General features: G+C 70.7%; 22 protein-coding genes, 1 tRNA gene and 1 pseudogene. 16 read left to right on the forward strand and 8 right to left on the reverse strand.

The features are described 5' to 3' along the window. Positions 1-45 precede the first annotated feature (45 nt). The 3 genes from OG819_RS19900 (at position 46) to OG819_RS19910 (ending at position 5,322) form a co-directional block, all read left to right on the forward strand. The gene (locus tag OG819_RS19900; RefSeq protein WP_266650719.1) at positions 46-2,703 is read left to right on the forward strand and encodes an alpha/beta fold hydrolase; all 2,658 of its coding nucleotides are present in this window, start codon (positions 46-48) and stop codon (positions 2,701-2,703) included. Further along, positions 2,700-3,563, forward strand: a complete 864-nt coding sequence (locus tag OG819_RS19905; protein WP_266624818.1) for an ABC transporter permease — start codon at positions 2,700-2,702, stop codon at positions 3,561-3,563. Before OG819_RS19900 ends, OG819_RS19905 begins: the two co-directional genes overlap by 4 nt. Before the next feature lie 163 nt (positions 3,564-3,726). Then, positions 3,727-5,322, forward strand: a complete 1,596-nt coding sequence (locus OG819_RS19910) for a VWA domain-containing protein (RefSeq protein ID WP_266650720.1) — start codon at positions 3,727-3,729, stop codon at positions 5,320-5,322. A gap of 226 nt (positions 5,323-5,548) precedes the next feature. Here the strand turns inward: OG819_RS19910 and OG819_RS19915 are convergent, their stop codons facing one another. Both OG819_RS19915 and OG819_RS19920 read right to left on the reverse strand, forming a co-directional pair. Next, positions 5,549-5,956: a rodlin gene (locus OG819_RS19915; protein ID WP_266413815.1), complete on the reverse strand. Its 408-nt coding sequence runs from the start codon at positions 5,954-5,956 to the stop codon at positions 5,549-5,551. A gap of 251 nt (positions 5,957-6,207) precedes the next feature. Continuing rightward, positions 6,208-6,618: a rodlin gene (locus OG819_RS19920; RefSeq protein ID WP_266413816.1), complete on the reverse strand. Its 411-nt coding sequence runs from the start codon at positions 6,616-6,618 to the stop codon at positions 6,208-6,210. Between the two features lie 401 nt (positions 6,619-7,019). On the opposite strand from OG819_RS19920, the gene OG819_RS19925 reads away from it, so the two are divergent. The 4 genes from OG819_RS19925 to OG819_RS19940 all read left to right on the forward strand — a co-directional run bounded on the left by OG819_RS19925 (position 7,020) and on the right by OG819_RS19940 (position 9,934). Continuing rightward, on the forward strand, positions 7,020-7,277 hold the full coding sequence (locus OG819_RS19925; RefSeq protein ID WP_323136956.1) for a chaplin: 258 nt from the start codon (positions 7,020-7,022) through the stop codon (positions 7,275-7,277). Between the two features lie 136 nt (positions 7,278-7,413). Next, positions 7,414-8,268 (forward strand): chaplin, encoded by an 855-nt coding sequence (locus OG819_RS19930; protein ID WP_323139355.1) that lies wholly within the window; start codon positions 7,414-7,416, stop codon positions 8,266-8,268. A gap of 569 nt (positions 8,269-8,837) precedes the next feature. After that, on the forward strand, positions 8,838-9,077 hold the full coding sequence (locus tag OG819_RS19935; protein ID WP_266413818.1) for a chaplin: 240 nt from the start codon (positions 8,838-8,840) through the stop codon (positions 9,075-9,077). 554 nt (positions 9,078-9,631) lie between these two features. Next, positions 9,632-9,934, forward strand: a complete 303-nt coding sequence (locus tag OG819_RS19940; RefSeq protein ID WP_266624816.1) for a hypothetical protein — start codon at positions 9,632-9,634, stop codon at positions 9,932-9,934. A gap of 87 nt (positions 9,935-10,021) precedes the next feature. On the opposite strand, the pseudogene OG819_RS19945 reads toward OG819_RS19940, so the two are convergent. Next, positions 10,022-10,219, reverse strand: a pseudogene (locus OG819_RS19945) (transposase family protein); the annotation flags it as partial. Between the two features lie 41 nt (positions 10,220-10,260). On the opposite strand from OG819_RS19945, the gene OG819_RS59100 reads away from it, so the two are divergent. The 8 genes from OG819_RS59100 (at position 10,261) to OG819_RS19980 (ending at position 15,534) form a co-directional block, all read left to right on the forward strand. Then, the gene (locus tag OG819_RS59100) at positions 10,261-10,377 is read left to right on the forward strand and encodes a chaplin family protein (RefSeq protein ID WP_353962860.1); all 117 of its coding nucleotides are present in this window, start codon (positions 10,261-10,263) and stop codon (positions 10,375-10,377) included. A gap of 141 nt (positions 10,378-10,518) precedes the next feature. Beyond that, entirely contained in the window at positions 10,519-11,016 is a 498-nt protein-coding gene (locus OG819_RS19950; RefSeq protein ID WP_266413821.1) for a DUF5949 family protein, read from the forward strand. Beyond that, positions 11,016-11,627, forward strand: coding sequence for a vitamin K epoxide reductase family protein (locus OG819_RS19955; RefSeq protein WP_266624815.1), 612 nt, complete (start codon positions 11,016-11,018; stop codon positions 11,625-11,627). Before OG819_RS19950 ends, OG819_RS19955 begins: the two co-directional genes overlap by 1 nt. 101 nt (positions 11,628-11,728) lie before the next feature. Next, positions 11,729-12,247, forward strand: coding sequence for a hypothetical protein (locus OG819_RS19960; protein WP_266650722.1), 519 nt, complete (start codon positions 11,729-11,731; stop codon positions 12,245-12,247). 262 nt (positions 12,248-12,509) lie between these two features. Then, the gene (locus OG819_RS19965) at positions 12,510-13,097 is read left to right on the forward strand and encodes a hypothetical protein (protein WP_266582554.1); all 588 of its coding nucleotides are present in this window, start codon (positions 12,510-12,512) and stop codon (positions 13,095-13,097) included. A gap of 30 nt (positions 13,098-13,127) precedes the next feature. Further along, positions 13,128-13,880, forward strand: coding sequence for a YcnI family protein (locus tag OG819_RS19970; RefSeq protein WP_266650723.1), 753 nt, complete (start codon positions 13,128-13,130; stop codon positions 13,878-13,880). A gap of 233 nt (positions 13,881-14,113) precedes the next feature. Further along, positions 14,114-14,824, forward strand: a complete 711-nt coding sequence (locus tag OG819_RS19975) for a hypothetical protein (RefSeq protein ID WP_266650724.1) — start codon at positions 14,114-14,116, stop codon at positions 14,822-14,824. 119 nt (positions 14,825-14,943) lie between these two features. Beyond that, positions 14,944-15,534: a sigma-70 family RNA polymerase sigma factor gene (locus OG819_RS19980; RefSeq protein WP_266413829.1), complete on the forward strand. Its 591-nt coding sequence runs from the start codon at positions 14,944-14,946 to the stop codon at positions 15,532-15,534. A gap of 125 nt (positions 15,535-15,659) precedes the next feature. On the opposite strand, the gene OG819_RS19985 is transcribed toward OG819_RS19980, so the two are convergent. From OG819_RS19985 to OG819_RS20000, 4 genes are all read right to left on the reverse strand, one after another. Then, entirely contained in the window at positions 15,660-17,069 is a 1,410-nt protein-coding gene (locus tag OG819_RS19985; protein WP_266650725.1) for a Cys-Gln thioester bond-forming surface protein, read from the reverse strand. A gap of 274 nt (positions 17,070-17,343) precedes the next feature. Next, positions 17,344-17,811, reverse strand: a complete 468-nt coding sequence (locus OG819_RS19990) for a single-stranded DNA-binding protein (protein ID WP_266650726.1) — start codon at positions 17,809-17,811, stop codon at positions 17,344-17,346. A gap of 268 nt (positions 17,812-18,079) precedes the next feature. Next, positions 18,080-20,299, reverse strand: a complete 2,220-nt coding sequence (locus OG819_RS19995; RefSeq protein ID WP_266650727.1) for a YfjP family GTPase — start codon at positions 20,297-20,299, stop codon at positions 18,080-18,082. 5 nt (positions 20,300-20,304) lie between these two features. Then, complete coding sequence (locus OG819_RS20000; protein ID WP_266650728.1) at positions 20,305-21,912, reverse strand: dynamin family protein; 1,608 nt, start codon at positions 21,910-21,912, stop codon at positions 20,305-20,307. A 310-nt stretch (positions 21,913-22,222) separates the two neighbouring features. Between OG819_RS20000 and OG819_RS20005 the strand changes: the two genes are divergently transcribed. Beyond that, positions 22,223-22,298: transfer RNA gene (locus tag OG819_RS20005), tRNA-Arg, on the forward strand. Positions 22,299-22,475: 177 nt separating this feature from the next. On the opposite strand, the gene OG819_RS20010 is transcribed toward OG819_RS20005, so the two are convergent. Continuing rightward, complete coding sequence (locus tag OG819_RS20010; RefSeq protein WP_266650729.1) at positions 22,476-22,673, reverse strand: hypothetical protein; 198 nt, start codon at positions 22,671-22,673, stop codon at positions 22,476-22,478. Positions 22,674-22,861: the final 188 nt, after the last annotated feature.

Here is a 22,861-nt window from a genome sequence, read left to right on the forward strand (position 1 = left end):
CCGGTGGCTGCCTTTGTTGTCGGTGGCGGCCCGTACCGTTGACGCATGGATCTTCGACTGCCCCGACTGCGCGGGCCCGCACGGCGAGGACCCCGACGGTGGTTCGCCGCCGCGGCCGCCGTCGTCGTGCTCGCCGGCGCCGGTACGTGGACCGCTGTCGCCTCGGACGACGGGCCGGCCGTCCACCGCACCGACCGCGTGATGACCACGGGCGCCGGGGTGAACATCGACACGTCGTACTTCACCGCGGGCTCCGGCCGCCGCCCCGCCGTACTTCTCGCGCACGGCTTCGGCGGCAGCAAGGACGACATGCGGCGGCAGGCGGAGCAGCTCGCCCGCGACGGGTACGCGGTGCTGACCTGGTCGGCGCGCGGCTTCGGCCGGTCCACCGGCAAGATCGGGCTGAACGACCCCAAGGGCGAGGTCGCCGACGTCTCCAGGCTCATCGACTGGCTGGCGAAACGGCCCGAGGTCCGGCTCGACAAGAGCGGCGACCCACGCGTGGGCCTCGCCGGAGGCTCGTACGGCGGGGCGATCTCCCTGCTGGCCGCCGGGTACGACAAGAGGGTCGACGCGATCGCCCCCTCGATCACGTACTGGAACCTGGCGGACGCGCTCTTCCCGAACGACGTGTTCAAGAAGCTCTGGGCCGGCATCTTCATCAACTCCGGCGGCGGCTGCGGCCACTTCGAGACGCAGCTGTGCGCGATGTACAACCGGGTGGCGGAGTCAGGGAAGCCGGACGCCCAGGCGCGCGCTCTGCTGGAGGAACGCTCGCCGTCCGCCGTCGGCGACCGCATCAAGGTGCCCACGCTCATCCTGCAGGGCCAGACCGACTCCCTCTTCCCGCTCGGCCAGGCCGACGCGATGGCCAAGGCGATCCGGGCGGGCGGCGCGCCCGTGGACGTCGACTGGATCGCCGGCGGGCACGACGGCGGCGACCCGGAGACGAGCCGTGTCGAAGCGCGCGTCGGCTCCTGGTTCGACCGCTACCTGAAGGACGACAAGAACGCCGACACCGGGCCCGCCTTCCGCGTCACCCGCACCGGCGGCATCGACTCCACCGACGGCGCCGCACAGCTGCGGGGCGCGAGCGCGGACACCTACCCCGGCCTGGAGAGCGGCGAGCACACCATCGCGCTGGGCGACGGCCGGCGCGAGCAGACCTTCCAGAACCCCGCGGGCGGGAGTCCGCCCGCGATCTCCGCCCTCCCCGGAATCGGCGGCACCGGCGGCCTGTCCCGGCTGTCCGCGCTCGGGCTCGGGGTGTCCCTCGACTTCCCGGGCCAGTACGCGCAGTTCGACGCCTCGGCACTCCGCAGTGACCTGCGGATCACCGGGTCGCCGACCGTGACCGTCCACGTCCGGTCGAGCACCGACGAGGCGGTCCTCTTCGGGAAGGTGTACGACGTCGGGCCGGGCGGCACCCAGCAGGTATTGCCCTCGCAGCTGGTGGCGCCGGTGCGGGTGACCGGCGCGAAGGCGGGCAAGGACGTCACGATCGTGCTGCCCGCGATCGACCACGACGTCCGGAAGGGTCACCGGCTGCGCCTTGTCCTCGCTTCGACGGACCTCGGCTACGCCTCACCGGCGGCCCCGGCGACGTACACGGTCTCCCTGAAGGGCGACCTGCACGTTCCCACCGCCCCCGGTGTGAAGACCGCCGCCGCCGCGCTGCCCTCGTGGGTGTGGTGGCTGCCCCTGGCCGGAGCCCTGGTCGCCGCCGCACTCCTGCTGACCGGCCGTCGTCGTACGGCTCCGGTCGCGCCCGACCCCGAGCTCGCCGAAGTCCCGCTCCAGATCACCGACCTGAGCAAGCGCTACGCGAAGTCGGCGGACCGGTACGCGGTACGTGACCTGTCGTTCCGCGTGGAGAAGGGCCAGGTCCTGGGCCTGCTCGGGCCCAACGGCGCGGGCAAGACGACCACGCTGCGCATGCTGATGGGCCTCATCAAGCCCGACGGCGGCGAGATCCGCGTCTTCGGGCACGCGATCCGGCCGGGCGCCCCGGTGCTCTCCCGGGTCGGGGCCTTCGTCGAGGGCGCGGGCTTCCTGCCGCACCTCTCCGGCCGCGAGAACCTGGAGCTGTACTGGCAGGCGACGGGCCGTCCGTCCGAGGACGCCCACATGGAGGAGGCGCTGGAGATCGCGGGCCTGGGCGACGCGCTGGCCCGTGCGGTCCGCACCTACTCCCAGGGCATGCGCCAGCGCCTGGCCATCGCCCAGGCGATGCTGGGCCTCCCGGACTTCCTCATCCTCGACGAGCCGACCAACGGTCTCGACCCGCCCCAGATCCGCGAGATGCGCGAGGTCATGATCCGCTACGTCGCCGCGGGCCGCACGGTCATCGTCTCCAGCCACCTCCTGGCCGAGGTCGAGCAGTCCTGCACCCACCTGGTGGTCATGGACCGCGGCCGGCTCATCCAGGCCGGCCCGGTGAGCGAGATCGTCGGCTCCGGCGACACCCTCCTCGTCGGTACGAGCGTGCCCGTGGAGGGGCCGGTCGTCGAGAAGGTCGACGCGCTGCCCGGCGTGGCCTCGGCCGTCGCCGCCGAGGGCGGGCTGCTGGTCCGCCTCGACGAGGGCGGCAGCGCCGAGCGCCTGCTCGTGGAGCTCGTACGACTGGAAGTCCCCGTGCGGTCGGTGGGCCCCCACCGACGGCTGGAAGACGCGTTCCTCACCCTGATCGGAGGTGCCGCATGAGCACGCTCGTCGAACGGGCCGAGACGGCGGACGGGTACCGGGCACGGCACACGCTGCCGCTCCGCGTCGAGCTGCTGCGGCAGTTGAAGCGGCGCCGCACGCTCGTCATGGGCGCGATCCTCGCGGTGCTGCCCTTCGTGCTGGTCGTCGCGTTCGCGATCGGCGGTGACCCGGGCTCGCGCAACGGGCAGGTCACCCTGATGGACACGGCGACCGCGTCGGGCGCCAACTTCGCCGCGGTGAACCTCTTCGTCTCCGCGGGCTTCCTCCTCGTCATCCCCGTCGCCCTGTTCTGCGGGGACACGATCGCCTCCGAGGCGAGCTGGTCCTCGCTGCGCTATCTGCTCGCGGCGCCCGTGCCGCGGGCCCGGCTGCTGTGGTCCAAGCTCACCGTCGCGCTGGGCCTCAGCCTCGCCGCGATGGTGCTGCTGCCGGTCGTCGCGATCGCGGTGGGCACGGCGGCGTACGGCTGGGGCCCGTTGGAGATCCCCACCGGCGGCGTGCTCTCCGCGGGCACCGCGGCCCAGCGGCTCCTCGTGGTCATCGCGTACGTCTTCGTGTCCCAACTGGTCACCGCGGGGCTCGCGTTCTGGCTGTCCACCAAGACGGACGCACCCCTGGGCGCGGTCGGCGGAGCGGTCGGCCTGACAATCGTGGGGAACGTCCTGGACGCGGTCACCGCCCTCGGCCACTGGCGCGACTTCCTGCCCGCGCACTGGCAGTTCGCCTGGGCCGACGCCATCCAGCCCAACGCGGAGTGGGGCGGCATGATCCAGGGCACCGCGATTTCGATAACGTACGCCCTCGTCCTGTTCGCCCTGGCCTTCCGGGGTTTCCGGCGCAAGGACATCGTGTCGTAGATCTCCGGAGCGTCACCTACCGGTCTCGGCGGACGCCTTTCGTGGCCGCTTCGAGATCCATCCGCAACGCTCCGTAACGCACATCCGGGCCCCTTCGGGCGTCACAGTCACAGACGTCGGCCCATGGACGTCGGCAGACAGACGACTCACCGAGGGGGCACGGATGACACGGACGGGGAACGACGACCACACAGGGCGACGGCGCCGGCAGTCGAGGATCGGGCGACCGGTCGCCACCCTGATCGGCCTGACGCTCGCGGGCGGCCTGCTCCTCACCGGCTGCGGCGCGGGCGACAGCAACGGCTCGTCGGCGGACGGTTCGAACAAGTCCAGCGGACGCGGGTTCCCGCAGCCCGCCCCGAACGGGACCTCCGGTACCTCCCAGGGCGAGCAGCGAGACACACCGACGGGCGACGCGAACCGCGAGGTCGCGCCGTCCCCCGACTACCTCTCCACCTTCGCCCTCGACGTCGACACCGCCTCCTACGGCTACGCCCGCCGCGCCCTGGCCGACGGCCGACTGCCCGACGCCTCGACCGTCCGCCCCGAGGAGTTCGTCAACAGCTTCCGGCAGGACTACCGGCGCCCCGACGGCAACGGCTTCTCGGTCACCGTCGACGGCGCCCGCACCCGGGAGAAGGGCTGGTCGCTGGTCCGCGTCGGCCTCGCCACCCGAGCGGCCGCGGACAGCGGCGAACGCCCGCCCGCCGCCCTCACCTTCGTCATCGACATCTCCGGCTCCATGGGCGAGCCCGGCCGCCTCGACCTCGCCCAGGACGCCCTCGGCGTGATGACGGACCGACTGCGCGACGACGACTCGGTCGCCCTGGTCACCTTCAGCGACGAGGCCGAGACCGTGCTCCCGATGACCCGCCTCGGCCACCACCGCGAGCGCGTCCACGACGTGATCAGGGGGCTGGAGCCGACGGAGTCGACCAACCTCGGCGCGGGCGTGCGCACCGGGTACGCCACCGCCGTCAAGGGTCTGCGCGAGGGCGCCACCAACCGCGTCGTGCTGATCTCCGACGCCCTCGCCAACACCGGCGAGACCGACGCGGACGCCATCCTCGAGAACATCTCCATCGCCCGCCGCGAGCACGGCATCACCCTCTTCGGCGTCGGGGTGGGCAGCGAGTACGGCGACGCCCTCATGGAGCGCCTCGCCGACAAGGGCGACGGCCACACGACGTACGTCTCGACCCCCGAGGACGCTCGCAAGGTCTTCTGCGACCAGCTCCCGCAGAACATCGACCTCACAGCCCGCGACGCCAAGGCACAGGTCGCCTTCGACCCGGAGACCGTCCAGCAGTTCCGGCTGATCGGATACGACGACCGTCAGGTCGCCGACGACGACTTCCGCAACGACCGGGTGGACGGCGGCGAGGTCGGTCCCGGCCACACGGTCACGGCCCTCTACGCCGTCCGTACAAAGCCCGGCGCCTCCGGCCATCTCGCCACCGCCAGCGTCCGCTGGCTCGACCCCGACAGCCGCGCCCCGCACGAGGAGTCCGGCCAACTGGAGACCGGCTCCCTCGACGAGGATCTGTGGAACTCCTCCACCCGCCTCCAGGTCGACGCCGTGGCCGCGTACTTCGCCGATGACCTGCGCACGGGCGAGGACGACGGGAGCCCGCTCCCCGGCGCCCTCCCGCTGGGCGAACTCGCCGACCGCGCCCACCGGGTGGCGTCCGCCGCGGAGGACAAGGCGGTGGACGACCTGGCGGACGCGGTGGAGCGGGCGAGCCGGCTCATGGGGTAGCGGCGGCGGTCGGTCCGTCGCACACGCCGACGGCAGCGCGCGGACGACGGACTGGGACGCGCGACGTGTCGGTCGCCCGGTGGGCCGCTCCTGCGGATGCGCGTTCCAGCGGGCGTACGGGAAATGAGCGGCGAAGAGTGGTCCCCCGAGTAAGCCAAGAGGGCCACCGAGTACGCGAAAAGCGGGCCGCCGAGGTGCTCGGCGGCCCGCTCTCGCGGTGCTGGGATCAGCTGTTGTTCGTGCCGTTGCCGGACAGGACCGGGATGTCGTCCAGGATGTGCGACAGCGGTTCGTCGCCCTTGGCCTGGGTGGAGTTCTCGACGCACTGCTGGTTCTGCGGGGCCGACAGGACCGGGACGTCCTGGACGGCGATCGGGACGACGCCGACGAGCGAGCCCACGTTGGCCTTCGCGGGCAGGCCGACGCAGGGCTTGTTCAGCGAGCCCTGGATGAGCGCCATCTGCGGGCTCATGCTGCCGTAGGTCGCCGAGTTGCCGAACGACTGCGTGGCGCCGTAGCCGCTGACGGACGTGGTGCCACCGTCGTCGCCGATCGCCAGAGCCTGGGGGGCGGCCGTGGCCGAGATACCGGCGACGGAAGCGGCGATAGCCGCGGTTGCCCACAGCTTCTTCATGTTCATTCCCTTCGGAAAGCGGACTCCTGTTGGGGAGCTGCATGATCATCAACTGGGCAGACCGCCCAAGGGTTGCGGGTAGTGCCCCATTTGGCCCAACGTGGCGGGTCGCTCGGCAGGGGTGTTGTCGAGTTTCTACGGATAGGGCGGGAGCCTTCTCTTCGGCGCGTGACTCGGCACATGAATTGTCACGTTTAGAAGGCGGGCCGGCGGGCCGCCGAGAATTCCGCGGCCCGCCAGCGGGAAAAGTGCTACTTGTTGCCGACACCGTTGCCGGACAGGACCGGGATGTCGTCCAGGATGTGCGACAGCGGTTCGTCGCCCTTGGCCTGGGTGGAGTTCTCGACGCACTGCTGGTTCTGCGGGGCCGACAGGACCGGGACGTCCTGGACGGCGATCGGGACGACGCCGACGAGCGAGCCCACGTTGGCCTTCGCGGGCAGGCCGACGCAGGGCTTGTTCAGCGAGCCCTGGATGAGCGCCATCTGCGGGCTCATGTCGCCCGTGGTCGCCGAGTTGCCGAACGACTGCGTGGCACCGACGCCGCTGCTGGACGTCGTGCCACCGTCATTCCCGGTCGCCAGCGCCTGCGGCGCGGCAGCAGCGGAAGCGCCGACGGCGCAAACGGCGACCGCGGCGGCGGTCATGAACTTCTTGATCACTGGCTGGTTCCATTCTGAAGAAACCCCGTCCACCGGAGCGTTTTTGGTTCAACCGCCGCGGACGCCCTTGGTTGCTCCGATTCATCCTGATGGCCCATGGGGGCCGATCGGGTGAATCACCGAAACTGGTCCAGGATCACCGGGTTGATACGAGAGTAGGAACATGTGTCTTCATGGAGAAAGGAACCCCGCACTCTTCTGGGCATTCAAGGGAACCGTTTCTTCTCGTATGGGTGTTCGTGTGCGTCTCGGTGTCCATTCGAAGGCAGGGCGATTCGAGTGAATTCCCAAGCGGCGCACGTTCTTTAGTTTCTTCGGACGGTCCTCCCTCGTTTACAGGCTGCAGGTCGTGGTGCGAGCAGCTCAAGGTGTGCTCGCTCGGTTTCGGCCGTCATAGGGCCATGACCGCAGAGAAAGGAAAACACGTGAAGCACAAGAAGAGCGCTGTTGTTGTCGCCGGCGCGATCATGGCCTTGGGGATGGGCGCCCCGGCCTTCGCGGACGCCGGTGCCGAGGGTGCCGCCGTCGGCTCGCCGGGTGTCCTCTCGGGCAATGTGATCCAGGTTCCCATTCACATCCCCGTCAACGCGTGCGGCAACACGGTCGACGTCATCGCCCTGCTGAACCCGGCGTTCGGCAACAGCTGCACCAACGGCTGACGCGACAGCACCAGCCTTTCCGGCTGCGTCACGGTCGGCCTTGGGCCACTCTTTCGGCTCCAAGGCCGGCTTTCCTCACTTCGTTTCAAGCAGGAAGACAACGAGATTGCGACAGAACCTGAGTAGGGGAATCGTCATGGCCGCGGCCACGACGAGCATCCTGTCCCTGTACGGCACCCCCGTGTTCGCGGACTCGCACGCGGACGCCAGCGCTACGGACTCGCCCGGCGTCGCGTCGGGCAACAGCGTTCAGGTTCCGGTGCACGTGCCGGTGAACGCCTGCGGCAACACTGTCAACGTGATCGGCGCGCTCAACCCGACCTTCGGGAACTCCTGCATCAACGGCTCGGGTTCACAGGGCCGCACCTCCGGCGCCACGGCGTCCGGCAGGACCCAGGGCTCGCCCGGCGTTCTGTCGGGCAATCTCGTCCAGGCCCCGGTGGACGTTCCGGTGAACGCGTGCGGCAACACGGTCGACGTCGTCGCCCTGCTGAACCCGGCGTTCGGCAACAGGTGCGGGAACGAGACCGGGGGCACCGTCAACACACCGCCGGTGACGCCTCCGGTGACGCCTCCGGTGACGCCTCCGACCGTGCCGCCGGTGACGCCTCCGGTGACGCCTCCGACTGTCCCGCCGGTGACGCCGCCGGTGACGCCGCCGACCGTCCCGCCGGTGACGCCTCCGGTGACGCCTCCGACCGTGCCGCCGGTGACGCCTCCGGTGACGCCTCCGACTGTCCCGCCGGTGACGCCGCCGGTGACGCCTCCGACCGTGCCTCCGGTGACGCCTCCCGGCACGACGCCGACGACACCCGCCACCCCCCCGCGGACCTTCCGGGAGACGATCGTGCCCGTCTCTCCCTCCGAGAATCCGCCCACCCTGGCGCACACCGGCAGTGAGAACGTGCTCGGGGCCTCGGCCGCCGGCGCCGCGCTGCTGATCGGCGGAGCCATCCTGTACCGACGAGGTCGAGTCGCCTCCCGCCGGTAGTCACGACACTCTGGGTGCCGGACGCTTCGCCGCGCCCGGCACCCAATTGTGCTGTCCCCTTTCTCCTTCTGCTCCTTGATGTCGGCCTGTACGCGCATGGCCGCGTCCCGCCCGTGCCTGGTCCCCGGGCGCTGGGACCCGCTCGCCGCCCGGCTCCGCGTGCGGCCGCGGCCGTAACCCTCGTACGAGCGTGGCCGCCATGAAGCGGCCCGGCGCCGAGGACCCGAAGTCCCGGTCGGCCTCCGAGAACCGCCGACCACCACCGCCAGACTCCTGCGCGGCTCGCCGGCCGGCAGCCCGAGCTGCTCGCAGCTCACCCCGAAACCCCGAGGCTGCGATGAGGTGTTCGGAGTCTGATTCCGGCATCCCCTGGTAAGGAGCCTCGGGCGGCTTTCGACTCCAGCCGCTGACCCGCGTTTATCGGTTAAACCCCTGAATGTATCGGAATGGTGGAGTTCGTGACGATGAGATCACTCCTTTGGAGCCGCAACTCGTGCGTGTGCCGCGCGTTGATTCCAGCACCGGGCATCTCGCCCGGTTGTTGTGACGATTCCAAGGAGCACTTCTTCATGTCGCGTATCGCGAAGGGCCTGGCCCTGACCACCGTTGCCGCCGCTGCTGTGGCGGGCGCCGCCGGTATCGCTGCCGCCGACAGCGGCGCAACCGGCTCGGCCGCCCAGTCCCCTGGCGTCCTGTCGGGCAACGTCGTGCAGGTTCCCATCCACGTTCCGGTCAACGTCTGCGGGAACACTGTGAACGTTGTTGGTCTGCTGAACCCCGCGTTCGGCAACACCTGCGCTAACGGCTGACGCCAGCGCACACCCTTCTACCGGCCGTCTTCCCCAACGGGAGGGCGGCCGGTCCGCGTTGCCCCGATCGAGGGAGGCGGACCCGTTCCCGGCGCGGAGGCGCTCCTGGCGCAGGTGACGTCGTGGGCCGGCGCCGGTGGCATCCTCACCGCGGTCATTGACCTCGCCGACGGTGCCGGGGTCCTGGGCGGTGACCCTGCCCTCCTGGGCGCGGGGAGCGGCGCCTGAGGCGAAGCGGTCGCCGGCGCACCGGAGCGGGTCATTGGTCTGCCAGTACGAACGCACCCAGGTTCATCACCGCCATGAGATCCGCATGGCCCTGGTCGCCACCCGCCGTCGTGCCGGCCATTTTCGGTCGGCGCGACGGCTGCCTTATAGGGGAATGTGACCCGCTGTTCATCGCGGGGTAGGCGTTCGGGCGGGATGCGGAAATCGTCCGGGTGAGGTGCGTGAATCGTCTGTACAGGGTTTCCTTCGCGTCCGGGTCTCGTTAGTCAGTCCGGAAAAAGCGGAAATTCCCTCCGGTGGCACGAGTCGCCGAAGAAAGGAGCACGATGAAGTCCCTGAAGGCTGCCGCTGTCGTTGCCGGATCCATGGTCATCGCTGGTGCCGCCGCGCCCGCCTTTGCCGCCGAGGCCTCCGACCTCACGCCCACCAGCCTCAACAGCGCACTAGAGACCGTCACGAACCACCACTCGCTCAGCCTGAAGGACGTGCAGCCCCTGCAGCATCAGTCCGACGCGCTCGACACCGAGAACAAGAGTTCGGTGCTCAGTTCCGTGAGCGGCACGACGAAGGCGCTCAACGCGGCCGGCGGCCCCGCGCGGCTCCTCGGCGGACTTCCCCTCCGGAACTGATCGGTTCCCTCCGGAGCCAGTCGGTCCCCTTCAGGGTAGTGGGTTCACTTCATCGCGTGTCTTTCCGAAAGGCCTGCGGATTCATCCCGGTTTGCCAACGGCGACAACGAGGCGGGTGTCGGCGTCGATGACGACGTGGTGGTCGGTGGAATCTCGCCAGTTCTTCGACTGCTCGGCGACGGCGGCGGACTTTGAGATCCCGAACATCGGGGCGAACTGCCGCAGAGTCAGGTTCGTCCGTCGGTACGTGGCGACCGGCAGCACCCGGTCCTCCAGCGGCAGGCTCACAATGAAGCCGAAGTGGGCGAACTCCTGCGTCGGCGCGGATGCCTGCGTCCAGGCCTCGCCGGTCAATTCCCCCTGGCGTCGCCTCCGGTAACGTCATTCTGGTACCCGTGGTCGTTCCGGTGACGTCTGTGGCCTCAGCGTCGTACGGGGACTGAAAGGGCCGATTCCGTGCCCGCGGAGTCGGCCCTTCGCGTTGTTCGAAGAGCGTCCCTCATTCGTGTGGTCGCCCGTCGGCTGTCGTCCATTCGGGTGAGAAATAGGGTGGGCCCGTTCGGGTGCGTCGATAAGGTTCCGCGGTGACCTCAACCTCAAGCCAAACGCGCCCTTTTCGGGCCGCAGATCTCGGCACGCTCGCCGTCATTGCCTTCAGCGGTGAGGTGCCCGACGGCGACATGCCCTATCTCCTCGCCTACTCCCTGGGCGACGGCGAAGGCGGGCCGGAGGCCGCCACGGTCGCCATCGAGCAGCTGCTGCGGAACAACGGTCTGCCCGTCGGCGACTCGCTGCTCGACGCGACCCAGCAGCCGAACCTGCCGCTCACCCTCCTTGTCGAGGCGGGCCAGGCCGTCGTCAAGATGCCGTACCTCAACGCCCAGTGCGTCGTGCCGCCCGAATGGCTCACGGCGGTCGGCGAACGGGGCTACGCCTACTTCCTGTTCGCCACCCACGTCTGGCCCGAGGCCAAGCCCGGCAAGCCCGTCCAGCCGGAGAGCCTGGCCGCCTTCGCGGGTAACGAGGAGATCCTGCTCAGCGCGGCCCACGTGCTCCTGCCCGCGCACAGTTTGCGCGGCTGATGACACGGACCGCGGGCGGCGCCGCGAGGGTGCGGACCGCGGGTGGCAGCCGGGCGTTCGCCGTGCTGCTGGTGATCACCGGTGCGGCCGGTCTGCTCGCCGCGTGGGTCATCACGATCGACAAGTTCAAGTTGCTGGAGAACCCGAACTTCGTGCCGGGGTGCAGCCTGAACCCGGTCGTCTCCTGCGGCAACATCATGAAGAGCAAGCAGGCCGCGGCCTTCGGGTTCCCCAACCCGATGCTCGGTCTCGTCGCGTACGGCATCGTGATCTGCGTCGGGATGAGCCTGCTCGCGCGGGCCACCTACCCGCGCTGGTACTGGCTGACCTTCAACGCCGGCACCCTCTTCGGTGTCGGATTCTGCACCTGGCTGCAGTTCCAGTCGCTGTACCGCATCAATGCGCTGTGTCTTTGGTGCTGTCTGGCGTGGGTCGCCACGATCATCATGTTCTGGTACGTGACGTCATTCAACGTACGGCATGCATTTCTGCCCGCAGCTGGCTGGTTGAGGGGATTCCTCGACGAGTTCACCTGGGTTCTGCCGGTCATGCACATCGGGATCATTGGAATGCTGATCCTGACCCGCTGGTGGAGTTTCTGGATGAGCTGACTATTGGGTCCGTCAGGGGAATCTTGAACTGAAGGCGTTCTCAGGATCGTTACCCGGTACGGACGCAGATCCACCGAATCCTGAAGGGGACCGTACCTGAGATGAAGTCGACCACTCGAGGAACTCTCGCCGCCGTCGTCACCGGCGTCGCGGCTGCGATGGGTGCCGCCGCCGCGACCCCGGCCGTCGCGGCCGAAAAGGTTCCCGTCCCCGTACCTCTGGACGGCGTGGGACGCGCCCTCAACCTGCGGACGCCCGAGATCGCCGGAGAGCTTCCGGTGCCCATGCCGGGCGGACCCGAGGGACCGCGGTACGTCGAGGGTCGACTGCTCCCCGACCGGGCGGTCCCGCGACTGCCGGTCGGCGCCGGACTGCCCGGGGCGGGTTTGCGCACGCCCCTTCCGCACCTCCTCGGGGACGGCTTTGATCACCTCGGGGCGGACGCACCCGCGGCCGATCTGACCACGCTGACGCCGGGGCTGGCCATGGACACCCCGCTCAGCGCACCCAACCCCGATCACTACGGACTGCCGGACCTGAAGTTCCCTCAGGCCGCCGTCCTCGGACCGCTGCTGAAGTCGGCGCCCGGGGCGAACGTCGGCATGGGAGCGGGGGCTTAGTACTCCAGTTGGGCTTCTCCACTTGGCCTGGTCAGCGTGCCCGTCTCGAATCTGGTGGGCCGACGTCCACCAGGGCGGTGATGGTGCGGGTTGCGGGCGGTCAGGGGTTTGCAGGTCAGCCGACGGGCGCGCGACCTCCACGTCGTCCGCCACTGCCGGACCCTGGCGAGCGGCGTTTCGAGGCCTCCGGGCGGCCTCGGAGGAAGCGGCTGCTCCGGAAGCCGCGACGGCCGTTCACCCGCCATGGCAGTATCTGGGCTCCATGAGTGCGTCCCCAGAGGTACGGAGCCTGCGCGCGGCGGTGTTCGCCGTGCTGTGCGTGCTGCTTGCCGCCGGGGGGCACTGGCTCGCCACCGGGCAGGCGCCGCCGCTGTGGGCGGACGGTGCCGGGCTCCTCGCCGTCTTCTCGGTCGGCTGGCCGCTGAGCGGACGCGAACGCTCACTCGTCGGGATCGGCGGCGGGATGCTGGCCGCCCAGGCCGGACTGCACCTCGCCTTCGAGGCGGCCGGCCCGCGGATGGCGATGGACATGCACGGCGCGCACATGGCGAACCCACCGGGGCATGCCATCACACCGCACGCCACCGCCGCCCACGTGGTGGCCGCCCTCCTCGCGACCTGGTGGCTGCGGCGCGGTGAAGCCGCCTTCTGGTCCCTGCTGCGACGGGCCGCGACACTCGTGCCGGGGCTCGCCGCCTGGTGGCGGGTGCGCGCGGGGTGGTCCGCCGTACCGGCCCGGTCGGCCGTCGTACGCCGGACCGCGCGGGAACCCCGGCCGGTTCGACAGTTGCTGCTGCGCCACGCGGTCTCTCGTCGGGGACCGCCGGCAGGGCTCTCGTACACGCCCTGACCGCATCCACACCAGTACGGAGTTCCTCTGATGTCCCCGATTCGCACCACCCTGCGCCGTGCCGGCGTTGTCGCCGCCCTCACCACGGCCGGTGTTCTGACCGCCGCGAGTGCCGCCTTCGCGCATGTGACGGTCCACCCCGAGAGCTACGCCAAGGGAGCCACGGACGGTGTTCTCACCTTCCGCGTCCCCAACGAGGAGGACACCGCCAGCACCACCAAGGTGCAGGTCTTCCTGCCGACGGACCACCCGGTCCTCGGCGTGCTCGTCACCCCCCAGGAGGGCTGGACGGCGCAGGTGACGACCACGAAGCTCAAGACCCCGGTCAAGACCGACGACGGCACCATCACCGAGGCCGTCTCGGAGATCACCTGGACCGGCGGCCGGATCAGGCACGGCCAGTACCAGGACTTCAACGTCGCCTTCGGCCAGCTGCCCGACGACACCGACCAGTTGAGCTTCAAGACCCTGCAGACCTACTCGGACGGCAATGTCGCCCGCTGGATCGAGGAGGCGAAGAAGGGCGCGGAGGAGCCGGAGAACCCGGCGCCGGTGCTCACCCTGACCGCCGAGGATGCGGAGACCGGTTCCGACGGGACCTCGGACTCGGCGTCGGGCTCCGCCTCGTCCTCGAGCCCGGTCCCGGCCGCCGCGTCCGACTCGACCTCGAGCAGCGACTCCACGGCCCGTGGTCTGGGCATCGCCGGGCTGGTCGTGGGTGTCCTCGGCCTGGCCGCGGCCGGCTTCGCCCTCGCGCGCGGCCGGAACGCCCGCTCCGAGTAAGCGAGCCGCCTCTCACCGCCTCTCACTGGCTTTCACCGGCCGGTGATCAGCCGGTGAACGGTCGCCGTCCCGCCGACCTCATCCTCCGCCGGCGGGACGGAGCGACGCTCCGACCGCCGAACTCCTCGAACACCGCGTGTCCGACGCGAGCTGAGCCCGTCCATGAGTGGGGCGTGAGAAATTTCCGTACCCTCCCATGACGCCTGTTGCCCGGATGCGAGGATGAGCCCGCCATGACTGCTGGGTGGTGTTCTCGCACGCTACGGGCCGCGGTGTTCGCGGTCGTCTGTGTGCTGCTCGCCGCCCTGGGGCACGTGACGATGTCCGGCGGCATGGTGCCCGGGTGGGCCCTGGGCGCCTCGGGCGCGGCGGTCGGCGGCGCGGGCTGGTGTCTGGCCGGCCGGGAACGCGGACTGCCGCTGATCGTGTCCGCCGTGGTCGGGGCGCAGGCGGTGCTCCACTCGGTGTTCTCGCTCGCGCAGTCGTCGGGTTCGTTGGGAGTGTGGGGCGCGACGGCCGCGGCCTTCACCGGCCACGACATGAGCTCCATGCCCACGGGCCCCATGTCCATGAGTTCCATGCCGATGGACTCGACACGCATGGACTCGGCACGCATGGACGCCATGGACATGGGCCCCTTGGACCACATGGGGCACGCGGCGGACGGCACGTCGTCCTCACTCGGCATGCTCGCCGTCCACCTGCTGGCCGCCCTGCTGTGCGGCCTCTGGCTCGGGCACGGAGAGCGTGCCGCCTTCCGCATCCTGAGGGCTCTCGCCGGCCTGCTGGCCGCCCCGCTGCGGCTGCCGCTCGCGCTGCCCGCGCCGGCAACCCGCCCGCGTCCACGTATCCGCCGCGACCGCACCGCCCGCGTGCCGCGGCAGCTCCTTCTCGTCCACGCGATCACTTCTCGGGGTCCGCCCGCCGGGACCGCTGTCGTCTGAAGACAGCCGGTTCCCCGAGGCCGCCCCAGTGCGCCCCGGGCCTCGGCCGTATGTCCTCGTGCGGCCGTTTCGCTCACCGGACCCTCGGCCCGCCCTCGTGCGCCGGGTCCGGATCCCGGATGACCCGAGAAGGACACCAGGTGACCACTCCTGCCCCGCCCACCTCACGTGACGCGTCGCTGACGGCCTGGGCGCTGGCCGCCCGCGCCGGTGACCGCGACGCCGTCGACCGGTTCGTGCGCGCCCTCCACCGTGACGTACGCCGTTACGTCACCTATCTCGGCGCGGACCCGCAGAGCGCCGACGACCTGGCCCAGGACACCTTCCTGCGCGCCCTCGGCAGCCTGCACCGCTTCGAGGGCCGCTCCTCGGCCCGTACCTGGCTGCTGGCCATCGCGCGCCGGGCCGTCATCGACAGCTTCCGCACCGCGGCGGCCCGGCCCCGGCTGGCCGACTCCGCCGACTGGCAGCTCGCCGCCGAACGCGCACAGCCGCGGGGCCTGCCGGGCTTCGACGACGGCATCGCTCTCGACGAACTGCTGGCCGAACTGCCCGAGGAGCGCCGCGAGGCCTTCGTACTGACCCAGCTGCTCGGACTGCCGTACGCGGAGGCGGCCCTGGTCAGCGACTGCCCCATAGGTACGGTCCGCTCACGCGTGGCCCGTGCCCGTACCGCTCTGATCGCCTCGCTGTCCGACGCGATGGTCTGACGGGCGCGCCCGGAAAGGACCGCGGCCCCGGTCGCCTGGGAGGGCGGGCCGGGGCCGCGGCTCACGGAGCCACCGGTGCTTGCGGTCACTCACTGTTGAGTTGCCAAGGTGCGGTACTGCTGTGCTCAGTTCTGCGCCGGTGCCTTCTTCTTGCGGAGGAGGAGCATCACCACGCCGCCGATCACGACCAGGCCGACGGCGATGCCCGCGATGACCGGGGTCGCCCCGGAGCCACCGGTCTCGGCGAGGTTGGTGTCCCCGGTGGAGGCGGCGCTCGTCAGGGCCGGGCTCGGCTCACCGACCGTCTGGGTCGTGATGTCGCCAGCGCTGCCCTGTGTCTTGCAGTCGAGCATGCCGGTGAAGTGCTTCTCGAAACCGTTCGGACCCGTGAGCGTGAAGTCGTACGCCTGGTCCTCCTTCAGCGGGACCGTCACCGTCAGGGACTTGCCCGCCGCGACGGTGTGCTCGGCCCCCATCAGCAAGAAGGTGAACGGCGCGTCGCCCGAGACGGCCGCCGTGACGTCCACGCCGCCCTTGGCGCAGTTCGTCGTGGCGGACAGCGCCGGTATCGCACCCTGCTTGGCCCAGTTCGCGGTCGCCGTCGCCGAGACCGTCGACTCGCTGGAGCCCGCGAGGATCTGCGTCTGGCTGCGGGTCCCCGAGACGAAGGCCCGGCCGACCGGCACGGTCGTCGACGCCTGCACGGTCAGCGCCGCCGAGCCGTCCGTGGCGTCCTTCGGCACGTCGAAGTAGAGCCGGCTGCCGTTGGTCGCCGAGGTGATCGCCTTGCCGTCCTTGCCGACGACCTTCACCCCGCTGGCGGCCGCGTCCGCGGGCGGCGTCACCGTCACGCTGTCCGCGTCGGTGTGCACCGTGATCGGGCCGAGCCGCTCGCCGGCGTGACCGGAGACCGCGGGCGGGTCGAGGGTCAGCGAGGCCTTGGGCTCCGCCATGTTCCGTGCGTTCTTCTGCAGGTAGTCGGCGAGCTTCTCCGCCTGCGGGTCCACCGCGTCCACGTCGGCGCCGTCCGAGTACCGCCAGATGGCCACCTGGGTGCCGGCCGCCGCGTCCTGCTCGGTGAGGCCGTGTGCACCGGCCATGTCGGACAGCGCCGCGAGGTCGTTCACCTGTGGGTAGGAGTGCCGCAGGATCCAGCGGATCTTGCCGGCGTCCTTGTTGCCGTTCAGCGAGGTGCCGCTCCAGGAGGCCTCCTGGTACTGGGCGTCGCGCTGGGTCGGGTTGTGGAGGTCGATGCAGTACGTCTGCAGCATGCCGCCGCCGTCGACGGACATCTCGAACAGACCGGCGGACACCTGCTGGTCCACGCCGTTGTCGTGGACCACCGCGGATCCGTAGGTCTTCAGACCGCCGATGGTCGCGGTCGCGCCGCCCTGACTCTGCGGGGCCTCGTCGGCGACGGCCGCACCGGCGCCGGCCAGCGTCCCCGCGGCGACCAGCCCCGACACCAACGCCGCGGCGGCGAGGCGAGCGGCCCCTCGCCTGCGCGCGGACCACGCAGAGAACGAAGAAAACACAGAATTCCCCTTCGAGCAGGACCCGTTGACATGGGGGGACGGTCCCGCCAGCAGAATCAGAAGCCCCGTGAGCTATGCCCGGCATCCTAAGGACGCGGGCGCACCGCGCTTCCCGGTCCTGCCGTCGGACAACCGATCCGAATCGGAATCGTTATCGGTCGGCGAGCCCATGAGCTGCGCTTATCGACAAATCAATGGGGACTGTCCGGACCGCATTTGTCGATAAGCCGCAGTTCGGTCAGCTCGCCAGGTCAGGGCGATTCCGTACCTGACATCAGGTCACTCCGGCGCGCTCCGGGAGCTGTTGGGAGGCATCCGGGGTCCGACTTTCCGGCTCCGTCTCCCAGTTGGGCTCGGGCCGGGAGACCGCAGTCGTGTCCCCCTCCTTGCTCGGGCGCCGGAAGGCCGAGGTGCCGCGCGCGAGGTCGTGGCCGATGGCCACCGCGTCGATGTCCGCCGACGTCCAACTCTGCCCTTCGCGCACCTCGGTACGCACCTTCAACCTGCCCTGGACGACGACCGGATCGCCCACCGACAGCGATGCCCCCACGTTGGTGGCGAGCGCACGGTTCGCCCACACGGTGAAGAAGTTGGTGTGCCCGTCCGTCCAGGCACTCTTCTCGCGGTCCCAGTACCGCGCGGTCACCGCCAGGCGGAACCTCACCGACGCGCCGTTCGCCAACTCCCGGTACACCGGCTGCGTCGCGACGTTCCCCACCGCGCACACCATCGTCTCGTTCATGTCCGACCCCTCTCTCGTACGAATGCGTCTGCCGCGGCGAGCGCACGCTCTGCGTCACGTGCTCTGCGTCACGTGCTCTACGAGCACGTGTTCCGCGTTCGCATGCGCTGCGTTCACACGCTCTGCGCTCGCATGCGCTGCGATCGCCGCGAGTTCAGACTGCCTTCGTCGGGCCGAGCCCGCTGAGCCCTGTGGGGTACCGGCCGGTTGTGGACAACCGCGTCACCCGATGGGGTGGAGACACATCAGCCCATGGAGTGGTTCCGCGTCATGCGACCGGCGCCGACGCCCCTGTGACCCGCCCGTACTGCTCCCGTACCTCCCGATACCGCAGCAGCTCCGCCGCCACCGGATCGAGTACCCGCGCCCTCCCGCACCCGGCGGCGGCCTCGCGCAGCCGCCGTTCCGCTTCGAGCCCGTACCGTCTGGCTGGTCCGCGCGCCGCCATCCTGCTGCCCCACTCGACGCCCGGGCCTCCGATGATGCCCGCCAACATCAACAGCACCGGCACCCCGAGGTTCGGCGCCATGAACCCGATGATCTGCCCCAGCAGCCACAGCCCGCCGATGATCTGAAGAATCGTCATCGAGGCCTGGGCGAGCACGGCGGCCGGCCACCAGCCCGGGCGCGGCGGCCGCCCCGCCGGCGTCGTGGCGCGCGTCGCCATCTCGTCCAGCGCCTCCGGCAGCCCCTGCGCACCGCGCACGGCCGCCTCGCGCACCGCCTGCGCCCAGGGCGTGGGCAGATCGCGGGCCGCCCGGTCCGCCACCGTACGCACGGCCTGCTCGACGCGCTGCCGGGCCGTGGCCTCCTCGTCCGCGGGTGCCCGCACCGGCAGCCGGCCAGTCGTCGAGTCCCCCCGGTCCTGGACCCAGCGCCACAGCCGCAGCCAGGGGGTGCCGCACGCGCGGTTGGCGTTGCGGCGCCACGCGCGCTCCGCCGCCTGGCCGGCCGCGGTGGCGCCCACCGCGTCCGCGAGCCGGTCCGCGAACTCGTCGCGTGCCTCCTCGCTGAGCCCCGTGCGCAGCCCGGTCGAGTAGACGGGCCGCAGCCGCATGGCGGCCGCGTCGAGATCGGCCGAAATTCGTCGGGCGGCGGCGCCCCGCTCGGCCAGGAACTGGCTGAGCGATTCGCGCAGTTCGCCGATGCCGTCCCCGGTGAGCGCGGACAGCGCGAGCACGGTTGCGCCCGGTTCGCCGTACTCGCCCAGCGCGATCCCGTCCTCGTCGAGCAGCCGCCGCAGATCGTCGAGGACCTGCTCGGCGGCTTCGCCGGGCAACCGGTCGACCTGGTTGAGGACCACGAAGGTGATCTCCGCGTGGCCCGCCATGGGTCGCAGATAGCGCTCGTGGAGCATGGCGTCCGCGTACTTCTCGGGGTCGACGACCCAGATGACCGCGTCGACGAGCGCCAGGACGCGGTCCACCTGTTCGCGGTGCTGGACGGCCGCGGAGTCGTGGTCGGGCAGGTCCACCAGGACGAGGCCGCGCAGTTGCGCCTCCGCCTCGGGGCTCTGCAGCGGACGCCTGCGCAGCCGCCCCGGGATGCCGAGCCGGTCGATGAGGGGCGCCGCGCCGTCGCTCCAGCTGCACGCGATGGGGGCCGCGGTGGTGGGCCTGCGCACGCCCGTCTCCGAAATGGCCACCCCGGCGAGGGCGTTGAAGAGCTGCGACTTGCCGCTGCCGGTGGCTCCGGCGATGGCGACGACGGTGTGCTCACCGGACAGCTTGCGGCGCACCGCCGCCTCGTCGAGGACCCGGCTGGCTTCGGCGAGCGTCCCGCTGTCCAGCCGGGCGCGCGACAGCCCCACCAGCTCGCGGAGCGCGTCCAGCCGTGACCTCAGGGGCCCGTCGTACGCGAGCGGTGGCGGCGGGGCCTGTACGACGGCTTTGGTCTCGATGACCAGGGACGGGGCCGGTGCCTCATGGCCGATGGTCGACTCGGACACGCGCCGGGCGATCAGCCCGTCGTCCCAGGCGGTCTCCGGCTCGGTACGGGCGGAGGCGTCGTCGGCCTTCACGCGTGCGTGCCCGGTGTCGTCCTTCACGTGCGCGCGCACGCCGCCGAGCGGGGCGTCAAAGGTGACCTCCTGGGCCGTCTCTGCGCCCTCCGCATCCGACTCCGCCTCCGTCCCCGCCCCAGGTTCTGCCTCCGCCGCCGTCTTCGCCTCCGCCTCCGGGTCTGCCTCGGCTTCCACCTCCGGCTCCGCCTTCGTCACGTACTCCAGGGGAGCTTCCCCGGCGGTGGGCTCGCCGTCCGCGGCTTTCGTGGCGAAGGCCTCTGGGGGGTCGGCCTCGGAACGTGAGCCTTCAGGGCGGCCGTTTTCGGGACTTCCCTGGTCGGACGTGCCCTGGTCGGACGCGCTGTGACTGGACGCGCTGTGACCGGGCACGTCCTGATCGGACTTTCCGGGATCGGACGTGCCGTCTTCGGGTGACTCGTCTCCGGTGTGGTCGGCGTGATCCGTGTGGTCTGTGACGGCAGTCACCGTGGTCACCTCTCCTTCTGCAGTACGGACAGCGCGGCGATGAGTTCGGCCTGGTGCTCTGGATGTACGTCGAGGGCGTCGAGCGGGGCGAGACGGCGCTCGCGCTCGGTGTGCAGGGCCCTGTCGAGGTACTCGGTGAGGAGGCGCCCGCCCCGCTCGCGCAGCCGCAGGGCGCCGTGCGCGCCGAGCCGCTCGGCGAGCCCCTCGCCCGCGTTCCGTGCCCTGTGGCCGCCCAGAAGCGTGGTGGCCACCAGTGCGGCCGCGACCTGGGCGTCCGGCGCCATGCTCTTGTCGAGGCGGCCGACCTCGTCCTCGGCGTACTCCTCGAGGACCCGCCGCCAACGCCTTACGGTCACCCCGATCCGATGCTCGGCGCTCTCCAGCGTCGGATCGCGGTCCGTCAGCCCCGGCGCCCCCGAGGCCGGTTCGCGCCGCCAGGCGTCGTCCACGCGTTCGTCGGCGGCCGTGACGGCGCACAGCAGAAGAGCGGCCAGGCTCTCGACGAGCGAGTCGAGCAGTTCATCCGCCGTGCAGTCGAGCGGGTAGGCGCGCCACCGTTTGAGCGCGTCGCCGGAGAGCACGGCGCCGGTTTGCAGACGCCCCTTCACGCGCGCGTGCTCGCTGTCGTACGCCCCGTCGACGGCGGCGGTGAGCCGCAGCGCGGCCGCGTACTGCGCGGCGGACGCACTGGCCAGCTCCGGCATCCGGGACTTCAGCGAGTCGAGGACTCCTTGGGCCGTACGGGCCATCGCCTCGTGCCGGGCCCCGGGGTCCTGCGTCTGGTGGACGAGCCACGTGCGCAGTGGTGCGACGGCGGTCGCCGGCAGCAGTCCGCCGCCCCACGCGGACTCGGGCAGCTCCGGCACCGTGAAGCGGGGCACCTCGCCGAGCCCGGCCTTGGTGAGCAGGGCGCCGTACTGCCGTGAGACCTCGGACACGACCTGGTGCGGCACCCGGTCGAGAACGGTGACCAGGGTCGCCTTGTGCTCCTTGGCGGTACGCAGCAGATGCCACTGCACGGCGTCGGCGTACCGCGCGGCCGTGGTCACCATGACCCAGATGTCGGCGGCGCAGATCAGTTCGGCGGCGAGTACGCGGTTGTCGGCGACCAGGGAGTCGATGTCGGGCGCGTCGAGGAGGGCGAGACCCCGGGGGAGGGTGTCGACGGTTTCGATGCGCAGCACCTGTTCCCCGCGTTCCATGAGGGCCTGCAGGTCGTCGCCGGGTTCCTGATGGGGCACCCACGCGCGCGTGAGGTCGGGCAGCACCCGCATTCCGCTGAACCAGTGATGGTCCTCCGGATGGCACACCAGTACCGGTGTGCGGGTCGTCGGCCGCAACACGCCGGCCTCGCTGACCCGGCGTCCCACGAGGGAGTTGACGAGAGTGGACTTCCCCGCCCCCGTCGACCCGCCGATCACGGCGAGAAGCGGTGCTTCGGGTTCCCTCAACCGGGGCACCAAATAGTCGTCTAGTTGTGCGAGCAGTTCGTCGCGGTTGGCACGCGCGCGTGGAGCCCCCGCCAGGGGCAGCGGGAAGCGCGCGGCGGCGACACGGTCGCGCAGGGCGGAGAGTGCGTCGAGCAGCTGAGGCCGTACGTCCAAGGTCACCACATGTGAAGAATGCCCAACTTTGGAGGCTTTCTGAAGCATATGACTATGTCTGCGCGCCGACAGGACACACGGGGCGGAAGGGACGACTGGGGCGCAGGCATAACGAGTGCACAACACCCGATGCGCGAGACGCCAAAAGCGGTGCACGATTCGTACCTGCCTGCGATTATCAGGACCGCTTCACCGAACCTCCACATTGAGCCACGGAGGCGAAGCGCCAGGGACGAGGACCTGGGAGCCCTATCCTTGTCCCCGGCAAGGCCACGGATCAGCCCACACCCGGGCACCACGACACCGGCCACCACACCCGGCCCCCGTAGCTCAGTGGATAGAGCAGGCGCCTTCTAAGCGCTTGGCCGCAGGTTCGAGTCCTGCCGGGGGCGCCACTGAGAGCCCTCCCATCGGGAGGGCTTTTTGCTGGTCAGGGCGGGTGCCACTCGACACGGAGAAGCCCCGGGCGCCCCCTCGAGGATCAAGGAAAAGCTCCGGGGCTGTCCGGCTGTCACCGGGTTTTCGCGGGTGGCCGTGTCGAATACGTGTCGAAATTCTCGGCTGGGAAGCGCTCAGCCGGCGCCGGGCGGCTCGGGAAGATCCCCGGCGGTTTCGAGCCGCTTCTTCAGATCGGGAAGCTGCCCGTCGACGCACCGGGCGCAGGTGGCCAGCAGCACGGGGACGCTGATCCCGGCCCATTCCGCCACCTGGGCGGGCGGGATCCCGTCGTTGAGCCACTTCGTGAGGCGCGTGTGCCGGTTGTCGTACATACGCCCGCCCTGTGGGCGACTCGAAGACGTGCGGGGGGCAGGACGGCCTTGCGTGCGCTGCGCCATGCCCGGCGGATGACCGAACCCGCGAGAGGGCCGCCCGTCTCCCCTCGGAACAGCAGATCACCGGGCTTGAGCTGCTCGTCCTCGATGTGCTGTCGCAGGATGCGCGTCAGCGCGGGATGCCC

It is taken from the genome of Streptomyces sp. NBC_01549 (assembly GCF_026339955.1).
GTDB lineage: Bacteria > Actinomycetota > Actinomycetes > Streptomycetales > Streptomycetaceae > Streptomyces.